Source organism: Kribbella sp. NPDC054772 (genome assembly GCF_053611945.1).
Genome location: NZ_JBSHBJ010000032.1, coordinates 21,269 through 41,140 on the forward strand (window position 1 = coordinate 21,269; position 19,872 = coordinate 41,140).

General features: G+C 69.2%; 19 protein-coding genes. 6 read left to right on the forward strand and 13 right to left on the reverse strand.

Features of this window, described 5'->3' with window-relative positions; genetic code table 11:
- Nucleotides 1-3 precede the first annotated feature (3 nt).
- The 5 genes from ACWGID_RS33545 to ACWGID_RS33565 all read right to left on the reverse strand — a co-directional run bounded on the left by ACWGID_RS33545 (nucleotide 4) and on the right by ACWGID_RS33565 (nucleotide 4,056).
- Nucleotides 4-1,074: a glycoside hydrolase family 172 protein gene (locus ACWGID_RS33545; protein ID WP_452203344.1), complete on the reverse strand. Its 1,071-nt coding sequence runs from the start codon at nucleotides 1,072-1,074 to the stop codon at nucleotides 4-6.
- A gap of 90 nt (nucleotides 1,075-1,164) precedes the next feature.
- Complete coding sequence (locus tag ACWGID_RS33550; RefSeq protein WP_452203345.1) at nucleotides 1,165-1,689, reverse strand: hypothetical protein; 525 nt, start codon at nucleotides 1,687-1,689, stop codon at nucleotides 1,165-1,167.
- 25 nt (nucleotides 1,690-1,714) lie between these two features.
- The gene (locus tag ACWGID_RS33555) at nucleotides 1,715-2,509 is read right to left on the reverse strand and encodes a MerR family transcriptional regulator (protein ID WP_452203346.1); all 795 of its coding nucleotides are present in this window, start codon (nucleotides 2,507-2,509) and stop codon (nucleotides 1,715-1,717) included.
- Between the two features lie 15 nt (nucleotides 2,510-2,524).
- Entirely contained in the window at nucleotides 2,525-3,292 is a 768-nt protein-coding gene (locus ACWGID_RS33560) for an ABC transporter permease (protein ID WP_452203347.1), read from the reverse strand.
- A complete protein-coding gene (locus tag ACWGID_RS33565; RefSeq protein ID WP_452203348.1) occupies nucleotides 3,289-4,056 on the reverse strand; it encodes an ABC transporter ATP-binding protein in 768 nt (255 codons plus the stop codon). The genes ACWGID_RS33560 and ACWGID_RS33565 overlap by 4 nt, the downstream gene beginning before the upstream one ends.
- A 174-nt stretch (nucleotides 4,057-4,230) precedes the next feature.
- Between ACWGID_RS33565 and ACWGID_RS33570 the strand changes: the two genes are divergently transcribed.
- The gene (locus ACWGID_RS33570; protein ID WP_452203349.1) at nucleotides 4,231-7,356 is read left to right on the forward strand and encodes an amidohydrolase family protein; all 3,126 of its coding nucleotides are present in this window, start codon (nucleotides 4,231-4,233) and stop codon (nucleotides 7,354-7,356) included.
- 112 nt (nucleotides 7,357-7,468) lie between these two features.
- Here the strand turns inward: ACWGID_RS33570 and ACWGID_RS33575 are convergent, their stop codons facing one another.
- From ACWGID_RS33575 to ACWGID_RS33585, 3 genes are all read right to left on the reverse strand, one after another.
- Nucleotides 7,469-8,590, reverse strand: coding sequence for a Gfo/Idh/MocA family protein (locus tag ACWGID_RS33575; RefSeq protein ID WP_452203350.1), 1,122 nt, complete (start codon nucleotides 8,588-8,590; stop codon nucleotides 7,469-7,471).
- A gap of 58 nt (nucleotides 8,591-8,648) precedes the next feature.
- Entirely contained in the window at nucleotides 8,649-9,308 is a 660-nt protein-coding gene (locus ACWGID_RS33580) for an alpha/beta fold hydrolase (protein WP_452203419.1), read from the reverse strand.
- Between the two features lie 170 nt (nucleotides 9,309-9,478).
- Complete coding sequence (locus tag ACWGID_RS33585) at nucleotides 9,479-10,066, reverse strand: HD domain-containing protein (protein WP_452203351.1); 588 nt, start codon at nucleotides 10,064-10,066, stop codon at nucleotides 9,479-9,481.
- On the opposite strand from ACWGID_RS33585, the gene ACWGID_RS33590 reads away from it, so the two are divergent.
- Entirely contained in the window at nucleotides 9,989-10,903 is a 915-nt protein-coding gene (locus tag ACWGID_RS33590; RefSeq protein ID WP_452203352.1) for a TIGR03619 family F420-dependent LLM class oxidoreductase, read from the forward strand. The genes ACWGID_RS33585 and ACWGID_RS33590 overlap by 78 nt on opposite strands.
- A gap of 57 nt (nucleotides 10,904-10,960) precedes the next feature.
- Here the strand turns inward: ACWGID_RS33590 and ACWGID_RS33595 are convergent, their stop codons facing one another.
- The 3 genes from ACWGID_RS33595 to ACWGID_RS33605 are packed head-to-tail and all read right to left on the reverse strand — an operon-like array spanning nucleotide 10,961 to nucleotide 14,380.
- Nucleotides 10,961-11,938 (reverse strand): ribose-phosphate diphosphokinase, encoded by a 978-nt coding sequence (locus ACWGID_RS33595; protein WP_452203353.1) that lies wholly within the window; start codon nucleotides 11,936-11,938, stop codon nucleotides 10,961-10,963.
- A gap of 37 nt (nucleotides 11,939-11,975) precedes the next feature.
- Complete coding sequence (locus tag ACWGID_RS33600) at nucleotides 11,976-13,010, reverse strand: threonine aldolase family protein (protein WP_452203354.1); 1,035 nt, start codon at nucleotides 13,008-13,010, stop codon at nucleotides 11,976-11,978.
- Nucleotides 13,007-14,380, reverse strand: a complete 1,374-nt coding sequence (locus tag ACWGID_RS33605) for a class II 3-deoxy-7-phosphoheptulonate synthase (RefSeq protein ID WP_452203355.1) — start codon at nucleotides 14,378-14,380, stop codon at nucleotides 13,007-13,009. Before ACWGID_RS33605 ends, ACWGID_RS33600 begins: the two co-directional genes overlap by 4 nt.
- Before the next feature lie 167 nt (nucleotides 14,381-14,547).
- Between ACWGID_RS33605 and ACWGID_RS33610 the strand changes: the two genes are divergently transcribed.
- A complete protein-coding gene (locus tag ACWGID_RS33610) occupies nucleotides 14,548-15,501 on the forward strand; it encodes a type IV toxin-antitoxin system AbiEi family antitoxin domain-containing protein (protein ID WP_452203356.1) in 954 nt (317 codons plus the stop codon).
- Between the two features lie 54 nt (nucleotides 15,502-15,555).
- On the opposite strand, the gene ACWGID_RS33615 is transcribed toward ACWGID_RS33610, so the two are convergent.
- Together ACWGID_RS33615 and ACWGID_RS33620 are read right to left on the reverse strand one after the other, a co-directional pair.
- Nucleotides 15,556-15,948 carry a DUF2237 family protein gene (locus ACWGID_RS33615; RefSeq protein ID WP_452203357.1) on the reverse strand — a complete coding sequence of 131 codons (393 nt, stop codon included), beginning with the start codon at nucleotides 15,946-15,948 and terminating at the stop codon, nucleotides 15,556-15,558.
- Between the two features lie 36 nt (nucleotides 15,949-15,984).
- Nucleotides 15,985-16,740 carry a lysophospholipid acyltransferase family protein gene (locus tag ACWGID_RS33620; protein ID WP_452203358.1) on the reverse strand — a complete coding sequence of 252 codons (756 nt, stop codon included), beginning with the start codon at nucleotides 16,738-16,740 and terminating at the stop codon, nucleotides 15,985-15,987.
- 333 nt (nucleotides 16,741-17,073) lie between these two features.
- Between ACWGID_RS33620 and ACWGID_RS33625 the strand changes: the two genes are divergently transcribed.
- Genes ACWGID_RS33625 through ACWGID_RS33635 form a run of 3 tightly spaced genes read left to right on the forward strand, consistent with a single transcriptional unit; the run spans nucleotide 17,074 to nucleotide 19,868 of the window.
- Nucleotides 17,074-17,886, forward strand: a complete 813-nt coding sequence (locus ACWGID_RS33625; RefSeq protein WP_452203359.1) for an alpha/beta hydrolase — start codon at nucleotides 17,074-17,076, stop codon at nucleotides 17,884-17,886.
- A complete protein-coding gene (locus ACWGID_RS33630; protein WP_452203360.1) occupies nucleotides 17,879-18,580 on the forward strand; it encodes a hypothetical protein in 702 nt (233 codons plus the stop codon). Before ACWGID_RS33625 ends, ACWGID_RS33630 begins: the two co-directional genes overlap by 8 nt.
- A 58-nt stretch (nucleotides 18,581-18,638) precedes the next feature.
- Entirely contained in the window at nucleotides 18,639-19,868 is a 1,230-nt protein-coding gene (locus tag ACWGID_RS33635; RefSeq protein WP_452203361.1) for an ornithine cyclodeaminase, read from the forward strand.
- The last annotated feature ends 4 nt before the right edge of the window (nucleotides 19,869-19,872 follow it).

Genomic DNA, 19,872 nt, shown 5'->3' on the forward strand with positions numbered 1-19,872 from the left:
AGGTCAGCAGATCTCCATGACGTCGTGCGTCGGAGCATCCGGGCGGGTAGTACTCGTCTTGCCGCTGTAGAAGAACGCCGTCGAGGCGATGTCGTCCTGCAGCGGGAGGTAGCGGCCGCCGGACCGCCAGCCGAGGGCCTGGACGTCGACGCGGAGCTTCTCCTTGAAGCGGATCGGGTCTGGGAGGTGGAAGCGGTACATGCCGAACCGCTGCTGGCTCTGGTACTGCCCGTCCGGCCGGATCACCTGCGGCATCCCGAGGTACGGCGTACTGAACTCGGTGTACCCGCCCAGGTCCGGTACGTCGAAGTTCCACGCGCCACCGAAGTAGTCCTCGGTACCGGTGCCGCAGATGGTCGGGAACTCGTCGTCGCCGTCCAGATAGAACTTCACCTCGCCCTCACCCCACCAGCCGGTGCTGTTGACGCCCCAGGCCAGGTAGGTGCCGACGTAGTGACCAGGACCCTCCACACCGTCGAGCAGCGTGTGGACCGTCGCGGACGGCAGCAGGTTGCTCCGTCGCCACTGGGTGTGCAGGTACGCCGACTTGTCGGGCACCGCGCCGAGCCAGTAGTCCACCTGGAAGTACACGACCACGGCCTCGTCGTGCGTGTTCTCCAGCGTCAGCGTGGCCTGCTGCTGGAACGGCATCTCCCAGTAGCAGTTGAAACCACCGTTCGGGTTCACGGCGACCGGGAGCGAGTTCACCTGCGCGAACTTGCCCCAGCCGGAGCAGAAGAAGTCCCCGACCGGCGCCTCGATCGCGGGCGCCTCGTCACCGTCCCAGTGCCCGCGCAGGACCAGCCGGCGCCAGTGGTCGACGTGCGTGGTGAGCCAGATGTGCGTGATGCAGCCGGAGCCGGCGATGTCGGCCAGCGTCGCGGTCTCCCCCGGCCCGATCTCGATCGACGGCGAGACCTTCCAGCCCTGGCCGAGGTCCCGGGCCGCGCGCGCACCGGTCCCCTCGGTCCGCCGCCCACCCTGACCGGGCTCGCCGGTCGGGTTCTCCGCACTGATGGAGCGCGTCTCGACGTCGGCGAGCGCGCTGATGCCGGTGAGATTCCCAAGAGTCATACCCGCGACCTTAGGCGCGACCAGGTCCGCCGAGAAATCGATTGCCCGCCAAGTGGACGCGCGGCGGAACTGTCCGGGCGCGAGGAGCGGTCAGCAGGCGCTGACCTTTGCCGTCAGGCCGGTGAAGGAGACGCAGGCCCAGGGGCGGCCCTGGTCGCGCTTGGCGCGGACGATGAGCGGGTAGGCGTCGGCGCCGCGGACCTGCGGGTTCTTCTCGGTCGGGAGTGACCCCACCGCGCCGCCGCGCGCCTCGGCCGCGGCCCGGACCTCTGCGACGGTGGCTACGCTCTCCGACGCCTTCTGCGCCGCCTTCTGGGCATCCGTCGCGACCTCGAGGGCGAACTTGATCTCGGGCGGCTTCGACCAGGTCGTCTGTGACACCGGGATGATCAGCCCGAACATCACCAGCCCGATCGCGGTGATGATCTGCCGGATCCGCCGGGTCTGATCGGTCAGCAGCAGCCCGGCGCAGCAGATCGCCAGGAAGACCGTCAGCCCGCGCATGATCCAGTGCCGGTCCAGTCGCCCGTCCACCGCGAGTCCGGCCGCGAGAGCGATCACCAGGCAGAGCACGGCCGCACCCAGCGCCCGCACCCGTGGAGACAGAGATTGCATGCCGCAGACGATAGACGGCACGCCTTCAAGAACCCGCAGCCACCTGCCGCGCGACCGAACGAGGTCCGGTGTGCTCGACCCGCGTCCAGCCCTTCCAGCCGCGCTCCTCCAGGATCGCCAGCAGGTGCACGCTGTGCGGCGACGATTCGACCATGACCGCGTCGAGCAGATCGACGAACTGATCGTCGAGGCTGTCCCCATCCAGTTCATCGGCTTCGACAGCGCGCAACAGCAGGCGTTCGAGGATGTCGGCGAGCTCGACGATTCGCGGATCACCGACCGGCCAGTCGAGTGCACTGCTGATCAGGCTGTAGAGCTCGACCATGTCGGGATCGTCCAACTGCTGGTGCTTGCTGGCGATCACGGCCCCGATCGACTCCGGCGCTCGCGCGGCGACCACGATCCAGGCATCCCGTTCCATCTCGAGGTAGCGCTCCTCGACACCAAGCCCGCGCAGTCGGTCGAGATACCCCACGACGCTCTGCGGCAGCGCCAGGTGCTCGCCGGCTGACAACCGGGCGAGCCTCGTGCGAGTGTCCTGCAGGCGGCGTACCTCGGCGCGCAACTGCTCGTCGATCCCGCGAACGCCGTCGGCGAACTCGTCCGGTCCGGCATCGAGAAGCTCCTGCACCCGCGCCAGCGGTACGCCGGCATCCGCGAGGGTGCGGATCCGGATCAGTCGCACCACCGCGGCCGCGTCGTACGTGCGGTACCCGGAGTGGTCGCGGGCAGGCTCCGGCAGCAGCCCGATCTGGTGATAGTGGCGTACGGCGCGCACAGTCGCCCCGGCGTACGCGGCCAGCTCGCTGATGGTGAGCATGCGACTCAGCCTGCCTCAGGCGATCTTCCGGCGGTAGGCGGCGAGCGCGACGACGTACGCCACGACCAGGATGCCGACGCACCACGCGAGGGCGACCCAGATGTCGCCGCCGACCGGCTGCCCGGCGAGCAGGTTGCGGATCGAGTCGACGATCGACGTCACCGGCTGATGCTCGGCGAACCAGCGCACCGGACCCGGCATGGTCTGCGTGGGCACGAAGGCCGAGCTGACGAACGGCAGGAAGATCAGCGGGTACGCGAACGCGCCCGCGCCCTCGACGGACGCCGCGGAGAGTCCGGGGATCACGGCGATCCAGGTCAGGGCCAGCGTGAACAGGACCAGGATGCCGGCCACCGCGAGCCACGCCCGGACGCCGGCACTCGAGCGGAAACCCATGATCACCGCGACGCCGACGATGATCACCAGCGAGATCAGGTTGGCGACCAGCGAGGTCAGCGCATGGGCCCAGAGCACGCCCGACCGCGCGATCGGCATCGACTGGAAGCGTTCGAAGATCCCGGACTGCAGATCGGTGAAGAGCCGGAAGGCGGTGTACGAGATGCCCGAGGCGACGGTGATCAGCAGGATCCCGGGCAGCAGGTAGTTCACGTACGAGTCCGTGCCGGTGTCGATCGCGCCGCCGAAGACGTACACGAACATCAGCATCATCGCGACCGGCGTGATCACGGTGGTGATGATGGTGTCGACGCTGCGGGTGACGTGGCGCAGGGTCCGGGTCGTGATTACGCCGGTGTCCGTGAAGAACTGCTTGGTGGAAGTCATCGTTGTTCCTCGTTGGTCGCGCCGATGATGGCGAGGAAGATCTCTTCGAGCGTGGGCTGCTTCTCGACGTACTCGACCTGCGCGGGCGGGAAGAGCTGCTTGAGCTCGGCGAGGGTGCCGTTGGCGATGATCCGGCCGTGGTGCAGGATCGCGATCCGATCGGCCAGCTGTTCGGCCTCGTCCAGGTACTGCGTGGTGAGCAGCACCGTCGTTCCCTGGCCGGCGAGTTCCTTGACCAGGCCCCACACCTCGAGGCGGGCCTCGGGGTCCAGTCCGGCAGTCGGCTCGTCCAGGAAGAGCACCGGTGCGTCGCCGATCAGGCTCATCGCGATGTCGAGGCGACGACGCATGCCACCCGAGTACGTCGACGCCCGGCGAGCGCCCGCCTCGGTGAGCGCGAACCGGGCGAGCAGGTCGTCCGCGACCCGGGCCGGGTTCTCCAGGTGCCGCAACTTGGCGACGAGGACGAGATTCTCCCGGCCGGTGAGGATGTCGTCGACGGCGGCGAACTGACCGGTGAGACTGATCGACTCCCGGACGTTCGCCGGTTGGGTGCCGACGTCGAAACCGTTGATGTGCGCGGTCCCCGCGTCGGCCTTCAGCAGCGTGGCGAGAATCCGTACCGTCGTCGTCTTGCCCGACCCGTTGGAGCCGAGCAACGCGAAGATGCTGCCGCGCGGCGCGTCGAAGTCCACGCCCCGCAGTACCTCGACCTCCCCGTAGGACTTGGCGAGTCCCCGCACGCTGATCGCCGTACCGCTCATGTCTGTCCGCCTCTCGTTTCCGGGTAGCTTGCCGGGTTGACGCAGCGTCAAGGTCAAGCCGTTCGGCGCAGGGTTGTGGCCGTTGGTCGCGGGGCGCGCCGGTCAGGATCGTGTGACGCGGACGGTCCTGGCAGATTCGGAGTCCCACCGCCCCCTAGGGAATGGATCCGGATCGTGGCTGATGACGTGACCGAGAACCCGGGCTCCTGGAGCATTTCGCGGCGTCGAGCACTGCAGCTCGGTGGAGGTGCGGCCGCCGTCGGCGCCGTCCAACTGCCGGCGCTGCGGACCGAAGCGGCGCCCAGCGGGAATCAGGCCGTGCTCACCGAAGGCACCAACTTCATGGTGTCGGTGTCGCCGGACGGGAAGTGGCTGGCGTTCGACCTGGTGACAGCGATCTGGGTGACACCGGCCGCGGGCGGTACGGCGCGGCGCCTCACCGACGACCTGCAGGACGCGACCCGCCCGCGCTGGGCGCCGGACGGCCGGTCGATCGTGTTCCAGTCGTACCGGGACGGGAACTTCCATCTCTGGTCGATCGCACCGGACGGTAGTGGCCTCCGGCAACTGACCTCCGGGCGCGACGACCACCGCGAACCGCAGGTCGCCCCCGACGGCCGCTCGATCGTCTTCTCGTCCGACCGCGGTGGCAACGGCAGCTACGGCGTACACCGGCTCGATCTCGCGAGCGGCGCGATCGTGGCGCTGACCGACGACCTGAGCGAGGAGGCCGAGCCGACCGTGTCGCCGGACGGTACGAAGATCGCGTTCACCGTCGACACCAGTTCGATCGTCGAGCTCGACCTCACCACGGGTGCGCGTACGACGCTGGTCGCGGCAAAGACCGGGATCACGGTGTTCGGGCCGTCGTACTCCCCCGCGGGGAAGCTGGCCTACGTACGGCTGACCGGGCCGACGTGCGATCTCGTGGTGGACGGTCAGCAGGTGACGACCGGCAAGGACGTGTTCGCGCTCCCGCCGTCGTGGGCGTCCGCGACCGACCTGTTCTACAGCGCCGACGGTTCGGTGCACCGGTATCACGCCGGCGGCGGGCACACCGTCGTACCGTTCTCGGCGACCGTTCCGGTGACGTCGAAGCGGCCACGGCCGAAGGCGCCGGACCTCGAGTCGCCGGCGAAGCGGCCGGTGCGCGGGATCGCGAGTCCGACTGTGTCGCCGGACGGGAAGTGGCTCGCGTTCCGGGCACTCAACGCGCTCTGGCTGGCGCCCACCGACGGCAAGAGCCGGCCGCGGCAACTGGTGGCCGACGGCTACTTCAACTCCGACCCGGACTTCTCGCCCGACGGCAAGACGTTGCTCTACGCAAGCGATCGGGACGGTACGGCGGACCTCTGGCTGCACGATCTCGCGACGGGCAAGGACACCAAGTTGTCAGGCCTGCCCGGCGCACAGACCGCACCGCGGTACGCACCGGACGGCCGGCGGATCGCGTACCAGGACCAAGACGGGATCGCGTGGGTCCTCGACGTCACCTCCGGGCAGGTCCGCCAGCTCACCCCGACGCTGTTCCAGCCCGGCCGGGTCAGCTGGTCGCGCGATGGGAAAACGCTCGTCCTGGCCGCGGTCAAGCCGTTCTCCAAGCGCTTCCGCGAGGGCACCAGCCAACTCCTGTACGTCGACGTCGCGACCGCCACCCTCGAGTACGCCGAGCCGATGCCGTTCCGCTCGCTCGCCACCCGCGGGGACGACGGGCCGGTGTTCTCCCCCGACGGCAGCCACCTCGCGTTCGTCGTCGAGAGCCTGCTGTACGTCGTACGGGTCGACGCCCGTGGCCGGTCCGCCGGCGAGCCCCGCGCGATCACCGCCGAGGTGACCGACTCACCGGTCTGGCAGGACGACCGCACGCTGCTCTACCTGAACAACGGAAAGTTGCGCCGGACAACGATCGCCGGCGGCCGTCCGGAGACCGTCAAGCTCGACCTCCAGTACCGGCGGGCGATCGTCGATCAACACGTCACCATCCACGCGGGCGCGTTGTGGGACGGTCGTTCGACGACCCTCCGCCAGGACGTCGACATCGTGATCGACGGTGCGCGAATCGCCGCCGTACGGCCGCATGCGGGTCGCGCGGACGTCGACGCGTCGCACCTGACCGTGATGCCGGGGCTGATCGACGCGCACAACCACTGGCACCTGCGCGGACGGGCGTGGGGTGCGCGGCAGGGCAACCTGTGGCTCGCGTACGGCATCACCAGCACCCGCTCCCCCGGCGACCCGGTCTACCAGATGCAGGAGACCCGCGAGGCCCTGGCCAGCGGGGCGCTGCGCGGACCGCGGTACTTCGCAACCGGCGAGGCGATCGACGGGTCGCGGGTCTACTACAACTTCATGCGGCCGACGCTCTCGATCCAGCAGCTCGGTCTGGAGCTCGATCGCGTCGAGGGGCTGGCCTACGACCTGGTGAAGACGTACGTGCGGCTGCCGATCGAGTACCAGCGGCGGGCGATCGCGTTCGTACACCAACTCGGGCTGCAACTGTCGTCGCATTACCTCTATCCCGCCGAGCATCTCGGCATGGACGGAATGGAACACACCGGCGCGACGAACCGGCTCGGCTACTCGCATACGGTCAGCCGGCTGGGCCGCGCGTACGCCGATGTGGTCACGCTCTTCACCCGCGCCGGGTTGTCCGTGACCCCGACGCTGTTCAACTCGACGATGGCGCACGTCGACGATCCCTCGCTGCTGACCGACCGGCGTACGACGACGCTCTATCCGTCCTGGGAGTACGACGCGCTGATCGCCGAGGTCAACACCGCGAAGGGACCGGCCGGCGTCACCACCCGCGAACTCCTGCGGGGCAACGTCGACATGGTCCTCCGCATCCACCGCGGCGGCGGCCTGGTCATCTCGGGCACCGACACGCCCCTCGACAACATGGCCGTCTCGCTGCACGCCAACCTCCGCTCGATGGTCGCCGGCGGCTTCACCCCCTACGAGGCCCTCACCACCGCGACGCGGAACCCGGCCAAGTGGCTCGGTCTGGACGGCAAACTCGGCGTCGTCCAGGCCGGCGCCCAGGCGGACCTGTCCTTCGTCACCGGCGATCCGCTGGCAGACATCCGCGCAGCCGCCGCCGTCGACCGCGTCATGACCGCCGGGAATCTCTACACGGTCGACAACCTGCTGGCGCCGTACGCCGCCGGGGCGCAGGTCACTCCAGCCGTCCGCACAGCCAACGCCCCGCAACCCCTCACCCGACCCCAAGCCCACGCCACGGACTCCACCTACTGGTGGCACGAACCCGAATGGCTCCACCGAGCCTGCTGCGAAAGCTGACCCCCCGCGTTTGGCGAGCCCTCGGTGGGGAGCTTGAACACCCTCCGGAGACCTTGAACAGGTAATAACCTGTTCAAGGTCCCGGTTATCTCTCCAACCCCCCGATGGCCGGTCAGAACGTGGTGGTGAGTTCCTGGGTCTGGCCGGTTTCGGAGGCTCGGTACGCGGACTCGATGATGTCGATCACGTGGCGGGCGTGTTCGGCGGTGACGATCGACGGGGTGCCGTCGCGGACCCAGTCGACGAGTTGCATGACGTCCTCGAACACGTGCTGCTCCTCGATCTCCCGGTGTACGCCGGTCACGTGCGGGAGCAGCGCCTGGTTGCCGGGGCCGCGCGGCGAGAGCTCGGAGGCGTCGCGGTTCGGGAAGTCGAACGGTACGTCGTTCAGCAGCAGTCCGTCGATCGTTCCCGCCGTACCGAAGTAGGCACCGCCGAAGCCACCGCGCATCGAGCCGGCCGCGGTTCCGGTCGCGACGCAGAACAGGTTGTCGCCGAAGTCGATCAGCACGATCGTGTTGTCGTCGGCCTCCGTCGCCACGTCCGCGCCGGCGCTTCGGCGCACCGGAATCCGCACACCGGACATCGCCGTCACCCGCCGGGCCGGCCCGAGAATCCCGGTCACCGAATGCAGCGCGTACACGGTCATGTCGTACATCGGCCCGCCACCGGGCTTGCGGAAGTACCACGACGGATCGATGTTCGTCAGTACGTCGTTCCCGCCGCGCACCGACTCGTCCTCGTGATACGTCCCGAAGGCTGCTCCACAACTCACCCAGGACAACGTCCCGATGGCGCCCTCGGCGATCAGTTCGCGGGTCCGCACGTGATGCGGTCGCAGCATCTCCCCCGGCGAGGCAACGATCCGCAGATCGTTGGCGGCCGCGAGTTCGATCAGCTCCGTCGCCTCCGCCACAGTCACCGTCATCGTCTTGTTGAAGTGCACATGCTTCCCGGCCTGCAACGCGAGCTTCCCCTGCTCGTAGTGCAGGCCGATCGGCGAGGCGATCGTGACCGCGTCGACGTCGCCGCGCGCCAACAGTTCCTCGTACTCCGTGAACGCGCGCTCCACGCCGAATTTCCCGGCCGCTGCCTCCGCCCGCCCCGGCACCGGATCACACACCGCGGCCAGCGTCACCCGCCCCGCGAGATCCGCTTGCCCCAGATGCGGAAGGAGCCCACGCACCGAGATACTCCCTGCCCCGACAACCCCGATCCGCACCGAATCCGCCATACCAGCGATCGTATTGTCCCCACCGACCCCACGCGCCCCCACGCGCGTCCGATGTCGCCTATCTGGGCGGGAGACCGTCGAGGACAGCGGCGAGAGTCTGCGGGTCACGGCGGGCGATGTTGTGGCCGACGGGAATGTCGTGAACCTGCCAGGCGGGGTCGTTGCGCAGTCGCTCGGTCAAGGCTTCGAACGGGGTGCCCGGCCACGAGCCACCGCTGATGAAACTACGACGTAGTGCGGGCCATGCGTTGTCCTTCAGCCTGATCGACTGGACAAAGCTCGGCAGCGGGTGCGGTCGCGCACGAGGATCGAGACCGTCCGGTACGGCGACCCACCGCCCGTCCGCGCCGGCGCCCGCGATGAACTGCTCACGAAACATCTCACTGGTCAACGTCCAGCACGAATCGCCATCGCCCGGAACGTACGCGTCGATAAAGACAACGTGCTCGAGCCGATCGCCCAGCCGATCCGCGACACCGGCGATCACCATCCCGCCGTAACTGTGCCCGCACAGCGCGACCGGCGTCCCGTCGCTGCGCTCGATGACGTCGGCGACCTGGTCGATGTGCGTATCGAGATTCGCCGGGCCGTCGAGATCGGCCGGGCCGTCCAACTCCAACCCGGCCGGCGTCACCGCCTCCACCTCGTGCCCGAGCCGCGCCAACTCCGACGCCACCCCGTCAAACACCCACCCGCCCTGCCAACCCCCAGGCACCATCACAAATTTCACCGCGCCATCCTAGGTGCAGGCGGAGGGATAACCGTTGGTGTTGGGGGTTGTCTGCTGGTGTGGGAGCGAAGAACCCCCACTTCGAGGGGTTAACCCCTCTTGGCAGGACGGGCGGACACGGGGCGGCGCGGCGTGATCGGGCGGCGGGGCTTGGGTGGTCAGGGTGGCGTGGTGTCCAGGGGGTTGGTGGTGATTCTGGTGGCGAGGCCGGAGGTGATCGCGCGGGCGGCTGAGCTGGTGGGCTTGCGGGCGGACTGGGCCTCGAAGCAGGCGAGGAACTCGGTGGTGAGGCCGAGGCGGGGGTACTGCCGGAGTACTTCGGCGCGGAAGGCCGGCGTGAAGTCCTCGACGTTCTTGCCCACGATGTCCAACGCGGCCGCTCGCGACAGCAGGTGGCCCTCAGCGTCGTCGGACACGTCGACGTCGGGCCACATATGCCTGACGATGACCTCGCCGAGGCGTTCGCGGCGCTCACTCGGCCACCCCGCACCGGAGGTGAACACCCGCGCGACATGACCACTCGCCTCCTCGAAGGCCACGGTGTGGCTGTCGAACTCCGGCGCCAGGCTGATGTCATGGAACATCGCGGCCACGAACAGCAACTCGGCGTCGTAGCGGATGCCGTGCTGATCGCCGTACCCCGCCGCCCACACGTACACGCGGTGCGAGTGGCTCAGCAAGGCCGGCGACAGGTACGCCGACGCGACATCCACCGCCGCCGACGAAGCAGCCGTATCAGGAATCATGCTTCGACCGTACGGCGCTGCACGCCCACACCGCTGGTCCAATCCGACGACCAGCACATGGGCCACCACAACGAGTCGCTGGAGACGTTGAGCTACGTCGCCGCTGTGACCAAGCGGATCAAGCTGGGTACGGCGATTCTCGTGGCACCGCTGCATGTACCGGTGATGCTCGCGCGCCGGCTCGCGACGCTGGACCGGTTCAGCGGCGGCCGCGTCGTCGCGGGTCTGGGGCAGGGCTGGCAGCACAACGAGTTCGAGACGGCGAACGTGTCGAGCAGTCGCACAGGCGCCCGTACCGAGGAGTTCATCGCCGCGCTGCGCGCGGTCTGGGGATCGGACCCGGTGCGGCACGAGGGCGAGTTCTATCGGATCGCGCCGTCGGACGTGAGTCCTAAACCGGTCCAGGAACGGATTCCGGTGCTGCTCGCTGCGAACTCACCGGCCGCCGTCCGGCGTGCCGGCCGGATCGCGGACGGCCTGATCCCGATCAGCTCGTCGGCGCAGGACCTGCGTGCCGTCGTACGTGCCTTCCACACCGCCGCCCGGGAAGCCGATCGCGACCCCGAGGACCTCGTGGTGGTCAACCAGGCGCCGTGGCCGACCCCGATCACCAGCGAACCGCTCGGCGACAACCGGCCGTTCCTGGGCGGGTCGCCCAAACAGATCGCCGAAGACCTGGCCGCAGCCCGCGAGACCGGCGCAACCCAGGTCTACCTGGCCGCCGCCCAAGGCCTCGGCCTCGCCGAAGGCCTGCAAGCGACCGACCTGAACCAGTTCCTCGACCTGCTCGCCGAGGTCGTCCAAGCAGCCAACCAGCTCGGCGTCCTCGCACCATGAAGATCCGGCGGTCTGCGGGATCTCAAAGCCTCATCGGTTGCCGTGCTGCGCCCGCTTCTAGAACGGGAGTTTGGGTTGGGGTGGGGCGTGGGTGGGGTCTACGCCGTCGAAGAGGCTGCTGACCGACTCGCCGTCGTGGATGCGTTTGATGGCTTCGGCGAACAGGCCCGAGACCGACGTGACCTCGAGTTCGGGGAAGCCGTCGGGGCGGGGAACCGTGTCGGTGCTGATGACCTCGGTGATCGACGGGTGGGCGCGGAGGCGGTCGACGGCAGGCCCGGCGAACAGGCCGTGGGTGCAGGCGACAGCGGCCTGCGTGCAGCCGCGGTCCTTCAGGCGGTCGAGGAGTTCGATGATCGAGCCGCCGGTGGCGATCTCGTCGTCGAGGACGATCGCGCGTTTGCCGGCCACGTCGCCGACGATGGTGTCGATCACGACGCGGTCGTCGGCGAGGCGGCGCTTACTGCCGGCCGCGACCGGGGTGCCGAGCAGGCGGGCGAACTGGGTCGCGGTCTTGGCGTTGCCGAGATCCGGACTGACGACGACCGTGTCCGACAGGTCGCGACCGCGGAAGTGGTCCGCGAGGACGCCGATCCCGGTCAGGTGGTCGACCGGGACCGAGAAGAAGCCGTGCACCTGCGGCGCGTGCAGCGCCATCGTGAGCACCCGGTTCACCCCGGCGGTGGTCAGCATGTCGGCGACCAGCCGGCCGCCGATCGAGATCCGCGACGAGTCCTTCTTGTCGGACCGCGCGTACGCGTAGTGCGGGATGACCGCGGTGATCTGCTGCGCCGAAGCGCCCCGGGCGGCGTCGATCATCAGCAGCAGCTCCATCAGGTGCTCCTGCGTCGGCGGCACCAGCGGTTGCACGATGTACACATCGCGTTGCCGACAGTTCGCCTGGAGTTGGACCTGTAGGCAGTCGTTGCTGAAACGATGGATCTCGACAGGAGAAAGCGGTACGCCGAGATCTCTACAGATCTGCTCCGCCAACTCGGTGTGGGCATTTCCGCTGAACACGACGATCTCTCGCACGGCTCTCCCCGAACGCTGCAAACCCGACAGCTGCACCCTAACCGATCAGGCGCGCCAGGGTTTCCGCAGCACTCCGGCAGTCGGCCGTCGAAGCGTCCAGATGCGTGACGACCCGCAGTTGCGTGGCCCCGACCCCACCGACCAAAACGCCCTGGTCCTTCGCGGCCGCGACGACTTCGGCGACGGACTTGCCCGTGGCCGACAGGTCCGCGACGACGATGTTCGTGTCGACCTGGTCGGGTTTCACCGAGCCGGGCGCCGCGTCGGCGAGCACCTCGGCGATCAGGCGAGCGTTGGCGTGGTCGTCGGCGAGACGCTCGATGTTGTGGTCGAGCGCGTAGAGCCCAGCAGCAGCCAGTACGCCGGCTTGGCGCCAGCCGGCACCGAGACGCTTCCGCCACACCCGCGCCTCGCGGATCAGCTCCGTGGAGCCGACGAGGACCGAGCCGACCGGCGCGCCCAGGCCCTTCGAGAGGCAGACGCTGGCGGCCGCGGCGCGGGACGCGTACGACGCCACCGTGCGCCCGCTCGCGACGGCCGCGTTCCACAACCGGGCGCCGTCGAGGTGCAGGGGCAGGCCGCGCGCTTCGAGCTCGTCCGCGAGGGCGTCGTACCCGTGCTGGATCGCGCCGCCGCCGAAGTTGTGGGTGTTCTCGACCGAGACGGCCGACGTGGTGACGAAGTACGGGCCGAGGTCGGGCGCGATCAGGGCGCGGATCTGCTCCAGGTCGATCTGCCCGGACGGGGCGCTCCAGGTCCGGGTGGTGACGCCGCTGACGGCCGCGTGCGAGCCGAGCTCGGCGCGGACGATGTGGGCGCTCGCCTCGCACAGCACCTCGCCGCCGCGCGGCACGAGCCCGCGGACGCCGAGGACATTCGCGAGCGAGCCCGTCACGGTGAAGAGCCCGGCCTCGTGCCCGAGCAGGCCGGCGACCCGCCCCTCCAACGCGTTGACGGTCGGATCCTCGCCGTACACGTCGTCGCCGACCGGCGCCGCCGTCATCGCTGCGAGCATCTCCGCCGATGGCCGGGTGACGGTGTCGGAGCGGAGGTCGACGACGCCCGAGGTCACGCCTGGGCTCCCCGCAGCCGCTCGGCGACCAGGAACGCGATCTCCAGCGACTGGTGCCGGTTCAGCCGCGGGTCGCAGGCGGTCTCGTAGCGGTTCACGAGGTCCTCCGCGACCAGCTCCTCACCACCACCGAGGCACTCGGTGACGTCGTCGCCGGTGAGCTCCATGTGGACGCCGCCCGGCCACGTGCCGACCTGCTCGTGCGCGTCGAAGAAGCCCTGGACCTCGTCCATCACGTCGTCGAAGTTGCGGGTCTTGTACCCGTTCGGCGTCTCGTAGGTGTTGCCGTGCATCGGGTCGCACACCCACGCGATCGGCGAGCCGTGGTCGCGGACCGCCTCCAGCAGCGGCGGCAGCGCCTCGCGGATCTTCCCGGCGCCCATCCGCGTGATGAACGTGAGCCGCCCCTCGACGCCCTTCGGGTTCAGCTTGTCGATCAGCTCCCGGATGTACTCCGGGGTCGTGGTCGGGCCGATCTTGACGCCCAGCGGGTTCGACAACGAGGCGAGGAACTCGACGTGCGCGCCGTCCAGCTGCCGGGTCCGCTCCCCCACCCACAGCAGGTGGCCGGACACGTCGTACGGCTGCTCGGTCCGCGAGTCGATGCGGGTCAGGGCGTGCTCGTACTCGAGGATCAGCGCCTCGTGGGACGCATAGAAGTCGACGGTCTTGAACTCGTCCGAGGTGGCGCCACAGGCCCGCATGAACGCGAGCGCGCGCTCGATCTCGGACGCCAGCTGCTCGTAGCGCCGGCCGACCGGGGACGACTTCACGAAGTCCGTGTTCCAGGCGTGCACCTGGTGCAGGTCGGCGTACCCGCCGGTGGTGAACGCGCGGGTCAGGTTCAGCGTGGCGGCGGCCGCGTTGTAGACGCCGCGGAGGCGCTGCGGGTCCGGGATCCGGGACTCGGGGGTGAAGTCGAAACCATTCACGGCGTCGCCACGGTACGACGGGAGCGTCACGCCGTCCCGCGTCTCCTCGCCGGACGAGCGCGGCTTGGCGTACTGACCGGCGATCCGGCCGATCTTCACGACCGGCACGCTCGCGGCGTACTGCAGCACGACGGACATCTGCAGGAGCACCCGGAGCTTGGCCCGGATGTTCTCGGCGGTGACGCCGGCGAACGTCTCGGCGCAGTCGCCACCCTGCAGGATGAACGCCTCGCCGCGGGCGACAGCGCCGATCTTGGTGGTCAGGTCGTCGCACTCACCGGCGAACACCAGCGGCGGCAGCGTCCGGAGCTCGGCGATCACCTGGTCCAGCGGGGCCGACTCCGGCCACTCCGGCTGCTGCAACGGCTTCAAGGCCCGCAGCTCGTCCAGGGTCGGAACCCCGGGCACTTCCCCCGTCGTCAACGTCGCGAATTGCATGCCCTCAGCCTAGTAGAGCCCCCACCACCCCCGCCTCTCCGTCTCACCACATCAGGCTGGGGAGGATCCCGTACCCGATCCGGGCACACGATCCTCCCCAACCCACTTATCCACAGGAGAGCAAGTGGCGAGCGGCTGGATGGGGTGCCCGGTGCATGTTCTGGGGCGTGGAGGTTGATGATGCGCGGTCGTTCGTGGAGCTGCGGCGTTGGCAGGCGGGTGCGTTCACGCGGGCGCAGGCGGCGCGGCACGGGGTCACCGACAAGGTGCTGAGGCGCGGCGTACGGGCGCGACAACTGCAGCGATTCCATCCGGGCGTGTACGTCGATTTCACCGGACCGCTGCCGTGGGAGACCAGGGTGTGGGCCGCACTCCTCACGTGTGGACCGGGGGCAGCCCTCACCGGCCAGACCGCGTTGCGCGCCCACGGTGTCGACGGGCATCAGCGCGACGACCGGATCCATGTCGCGGTGCCGCACGCGCGACGGGTCGATCCGAAGCCAGGTGTCGTCCTCAGCCGGCACCGTGACCTCTCAGCGATCCTGCACTCCTCACGGCGCCCGCGGACGGTCCGACTCGAGGTGGCATTGCTCCTCACGGCAAGCGCGCAGCAGGATGTTTCGCGGCGGGCCGCCGTACTGCTGGATGCCTGTCGACAGCGTCGCACCACGCCGGACCGGATCCTCGCCGAGCTGCCCGCACTGCCAAGTCTCGCCGGACGCAGCACCCTCCGGCGGATCCTGGCCGATGCGTCGGACGGGGTGCAGTCCTTCCTCGAGCACGCGTACCTGCGACGCGTCGAGCGAGCGCACGGCCTACCGCGCCCTCGGCGGCAGGTCCGCGCGACGACCGAGCAGGGTGTCGTCTACCGAGACACGGAGTACGAGCCGTACGGCGTGATCGTCGAACTGGACGGTCAAGCGGGTCACGCCGACTCCATCAGCCGCTGGCGGGACATGACCCGCGACAACGCGGCGGCGACGAGCAGCAAACTCACACTGCGGTTCGGGTACCAACTGGTCAGCGAACCGTGCGCAGTCGCGGCCCAGGTCGTCGCCGCCCTCCACCTCCGCGGTTGGCCCGGCCGTCCTCGCCGCTGCTCCCCCGCTTGTCGGCTCTGACCGAGACCCTGGGGAGGATCGTGTACCCGGATCGGGCACACAATCCTCCCCGGGTCAGGTCAGGGAGCTGAGGTCTGGGGGTACGTCGACGGCGTGGGCTCGGAGGACGGTGAGGGGGACTGTTTCGAGGGCGCGGGCGTGGGTGGAGGCGAGGACGACGGGGGCTGCGGTGCCGTCGTGGTACGCCTGCAGCCAGCGGGCCGCGACGACGCACCAGCGGTCACCCGGTTCGAGGCCGCGGAAGTCGTACTCGGGGCGGGGTGTGATCAGGTCGTTCCCGATCGACGCCTGGTGGGCCAGGAACTCCGCTGTCATCACCGCGCAGATCGTGTGGCTGCCGAGATCCTCGGGGCCGGTCGTGCAGCACCCGTCCCGGTAGAACCCGGTGACCGGGTCGGTCCCACACTCCTCCAGCGGCTCGCCGAGGACGTTCAAGTCGCTGTCCATGGCGACAATCCTCGCCGGACGCCGGCCGGAACGGGGTCAGCTGGCCTTCGTGTCGCCGAGCCGGATGTGCTCGTCGACGGATTCACCGGCCTTGATCAGTTCCTTGGCCTTGTCGGCGTACATGTCGACGTACTCCTGGCCGGACAGGTCCATCAGCGCGTACATGATCTCGTCGGTGACCGAGCGCAGCACGAAGCGGTCCCGCTCCATGCCCTCGTAGCGGGAGAAGTCCAGCGGCGTGCCGAACGCCACACCCGGACGCACCAGGCGCGGCAGCAGCCGGCCCTTCTCGCGGTAGAACCACTGCGGCCAGATCCGGCCCGGCGGCTGCAGCTTCTCGGTGTCGATCATCGCGACCGGGATCACCGGGACGCCGGCCACGATCGCCATCCGGGCGACGCCGGTCTTGCCCTTGTACAGCCGGCCGTCGGGCGAGCGGGTGCCCTCGGGGTAGATCCCGAACAGGCCACCCTTGTCCAGGATGCCGAGGCCGGTGTTCAGCGCGGCCAGCGAGGCGCGGCCGCCGGAGCGGTCGATCGGGATCTGGCCGACCGACCGGAAGAAGGTGGCGACCAGCTTGCCCTTCACGCCGGGGCCGGTGAAGTACTCCGACTTCGCCGGGAAGACGATCTGCCGCGGCACCGAGACCGGCAGGAAGATCGAGTCGCAGAACGCCAGGTGGTTGCTGACCAGCAGCGCCGGACCGTCGGTCGGCACGTGCTCCAGGCCGGTCACCTTCGGCCGGAAGAGCAGTTTGACCAAGGGTGCGACCACGAACCGTCTGAGGAACATGTACAGCATCCGTCTCGACCTCCGTCACTCGCCCGACACGCTCACCCGACACACACCCGACGACACCGTCCAGGCCATCGTCGTTCGTACCCACGTCCGGCACCAGTGCCCGCCGGTGGCGGTCGCGCAACAACCCCGGTGCGCGGACCGTTCCGGTGCGGACACTACGTTCCAGCTTCCCTCTCAGGCAATGTCACCGCCAGGAATGCGAGTGTTGCTCACCGTGTTGTCACCTGGATGCAGACTGGACGAGGCCCAGATGCGACGATTGACACGCGCCCTTGCCGGGACCGGTCCGGGCGCCCGTGAGGACCGACCGGCGAGGAGTCGAGCGTGCCAGTGCAAGCCCACGCGGAGGAGTTTCGCAGCCCCGGGTCCGGGGAGAACGCCGCCGTCGGAGTCCTGCTGAGCCACGGTTTCACCGGCTCGCCGCACTCGATGCGGCCGTTCGCGGAGCACCTGGCCGCCGAGGGGTACGGCGTGGCGGTGCCGCGGCTGCCCGGTCACGGGACCAGCTGGCAGGAGATGAACAAGACCGGCTGGCCGGACTGGTACGCCGTCCTGGACAACGAGCTCACCCGGTTACGCAAGGAACACGACCAGGTGTTCGTCGTCGGGCTCTCGATGGGCGGCTGCCTCGTGCTGCGCCTGGCCGAGCAGCACGGTGTCGACATTTCTGGTCTGGTCCTGATCAACCCGTCGGTGCGGACCGACGACAAGCGGCTCGCGCTGTTGCCGGTGCTGGCGCGGCTTGTGCCGTCGTTCCCGGGCATCTCCAACGACATCAAGAAGGGTGGTGTCCAGGAGGGCGCGTACGACCGGATGCCGCTGCGCGCGCTGCTCTCGCTGTCGCAGTTGTGGAAGCTCACCCGGGCGGACCTGGCCAAGGTCACGCAGCCGGTGCTGTTGTTCCGCAGTACTGTCGATCATGTGGTGGAGCCGAGCTCGGGGCGCGCCGTACTGTCCTCGATCTCGTCCCGCGATGTGACCGAGACCCTGCTCGAGGACAGCTATCACGTGGCAACCCTGGACAACGACGCACCGCGGATCTTCGCCGACTCCGCGGCCTTCATCCGTCGGCTGAGTACATCCAGCCTGGACGAGTCCCGGCTGAGTGAGCCCGCGGGCGGGCACGACGATGCGTGACAACGGACTGACGGCGGCGTCGTACACGTCGCTCGGGGGCATCGATCCGTTGGTCGCCGAGCCGGTCCTGGACGCGCTCAAGACGGCCGGCATCGCGGCGTACTGCGAGAACCAGAACGAGGCCCGCACCCCGGAGGAGACCGAGGAACCGGTCCGGATCCCGGTCGGGTACGACGAGATCTTCGTCGACGCCGACGCGGTCGAGCGGGCCCGCCCGGTGATCGACCGCAGTACCGAGGACGCCGAGTGGCAGTCCCTCGTCGAGCAGTTCGGCAAACCGTCCGCGCCGGGTCACGACGGCGGCGACGACCCGGCGCCGCGGTGGCCGGTGAGCGAGGACGTCGACGAGAAGTACGAGCCACTGATCGACGTACCGACCGGGCTGACCATCAAGGAAGAGACACCGGACGAGGACGACGAGAAGCCGGCCAAGAAGGCCGACGACCCGCACGACCACTTCGTGCCGCCGGAGCCGCCGCGCGGACCCCGGCTGGACTGGATCAGCCGGGCCGCCTGGCTCGGGCTGATCGGCGGGCCGCTGCTGCTGATCGCGGCCGCGGTGCTCGACTTCGGGACCGGGCGGATCACCACGATCGCGGTGGCGGGGTTCATCGGCGGGTTCCTCACGCTGGTGCTGCGGATGAAGGACCGACTGCCGCCCGGTGACGGCGGCGACGACGGGGCGGTCGTCTGAGTTAGCATGCGGATCGTCGGACAATCCGACATACCGTGCACTTCTGTGGGAGGTACCCGTGCAGGTCACCGAGACCGTCGAGATCACCGGCCACCTGATGGACTCCGGGCTGCTGTCCCGGGTCCTCGACGACATCCGCGGGTACGGCGGTGAGTACACGCTGGACAAGTTCGACCTCGGGTACGACAAGGACGACCCGTCGACGGTCCGGATGACGGTCGGCGCCGAGGACGAGGAGTCGCTGCAGCGGCTGCTGATGCGGATCCAGACCAAGGGCGCGAACCTGGTGAATCCCGGTGAACCGGAGATCTCCGAGGTCGTCCAGGACGGCGTCTTCCCCGACGGTTTCTACTCGACCACCAACCTGCCGACCAATGTGCGGCTCGGCGGCCATTGGGTCGAGGTCCACAACCCGGAGATGGACTGCGGACTACTGGTCGAGGGTGGCACGGTGCGCACCATCCCGATGTCCGACGTGCGCGCCGGCATGCGGATCATCACCAGCGCGCAGGGTGTCCGGGTGATCCCGCCGATCACCGAGGCGACCGAAGGCGGGTTCGGCTTCATGGAGTCGGACGTGTCCAGCGAGAAGCCGCAGCGGGTGCTCGTCCGCCAGGTCGCCGAGGGGATGCGCGAGGCGAAGGCGAACGGCCAGAAGGTGCTCTGGGTCGGTGGACCGGGCATCGTGCACACCGGCGCCGCACCGGCCATGGTCGCGCTCGTCAACGCGGGTTTCGTCGACGTCCTGTTCGCCGGCAACGCGCTGGCCACCCACGACATCGAGTCGTCGCTGTACGGGACGTCGCTCGGCGTCGACCTGGACCGGGGCCGCGGCGTCGAGCACGGCCACGAGCACCACATCCGCGCGATCAACACGATCCGGAAAGCCGGGTCGATCGCGGCGGCGGTGGAGCAGGGCGTGCTCACCTCCGGTGTGATGCACGCGCTGGTGAAGAACGGGAAGCGGTTCGTCCTGGTCGGGTCGGTCCGCGACGACGGGCCGCTGCCGGACGTCTACACCGACGTCCTCGAGGGGCAGCGCGCGATGCGCGCCGAACTCCCCGGCGTCGGGTTCTGCCTGATGGCGGCGACCATGCTGCACTCCGTTGCTACGGGCAACATTCTCCCGGCGTCGATCCCCTTGACCTGCGTCGACATCAACCCGGCCACCGTGACCAAACTCGCCGACCGGGGTTCGTCGCACGCCCGCGGGATCGTCACCGACGTCGGGCTGTTCGTCGAGCACCTCGCGCGTGAGCTGTCTCCCACGTACGCCGACAGCAAGTGACCCC

Excerpts from the sequence above, each read along its gene's own strand:
- ACWGID_RS33585 (WP_452203351.1), bottom strand. The coding sequence starts at position 10,066 with ATGATTCCTGATACGGCTGCTTCGTCGGCGGCGGTGGATGTCGCGTCG.
- ACWGID_RS33550 (WP_452203345.1), bottom strand. The coding sequence starts at position 1,689 with ATGCAATCTCTGTCTCCACGGGTGCGGGCGCTGGGTGCGGCCGTGCTC.
- ACWGID_RS33575 (WP_452203350.1), bottom strand. The coding sequence starts at position 8,590 with ATGGCGGATTCGGTGCGGATCGGGGTTGTCGGGGCAGGGAGTATCTCG.
- ACWGID_RS33545 (WP_452203344.1), bottom strand. The coding sequence starts at position 1,074 with ATGACTCTTGGGAATCTCACCGGCATCAGCGCGCTCGCCGACGTCGAG.
- ACWGID_RS33615 (WP_452203357.1), bottom strand. The coding sequence starts at position 15,948 with ATGGACAGCGACTTGAACGTCCTCGGCGAGCCGCTGGAGGAGTGTGGG.
- ACWGID_RS33565 (WP_452203348.1), bottom strand. The coding sequence starts at position 4,056 with ATGAGCGGTACGGCGATCAGCGTGCGGGGACTCGCCAAGTCCTACGGG.
- ACWGID_RS33555 (WP_452203346.1), bottom strand. The coding sequence starts at position 2,509 with ATGCTCACCATCAGCGAGCTGGCCGCGTACGCCGGGGCGACTGTGCGC.
- ACWGID_RS33605 (WP_452203355.1), bottom strand. The coding sequence starts at position 14,380 with ATGCAATTCGCGACGTTGACGACGGGGGAAGTGCCCGGGGTTCCGACC.
- ACWGID_RS33560 (WP_452203347.1), bottom strand. The coding sequence starts at position 3,292 with ATGACTTCCACCAAGCAGTTCTTCACGGACACCGGCGTAATCACGACC.
- ACWGID_RS33580 (WP_452203419.1), bottom strand. The coding sequence starts at position 9,308 with ATGGTGCCTGGGGGTTGGCAGGGCGGGTGGGTGTTTGACGGGGTGGCG.
- ACWGID_RS33620 (WP_452203358.1), bottom strand. The coding sequence starts at position 16,740 with ATGTTCCTCAGACGGTTCGTGGTCGCACCCTTGGTCAAACTGCTCTTC.
- ACWGID_RS33630 (WP_452203360.1), top strand. The coding sequence starts at position 17,879 with ATGCGTGACAACGGACTGACGGCGGCGTCGTACACGTCGCTCGGGGGC.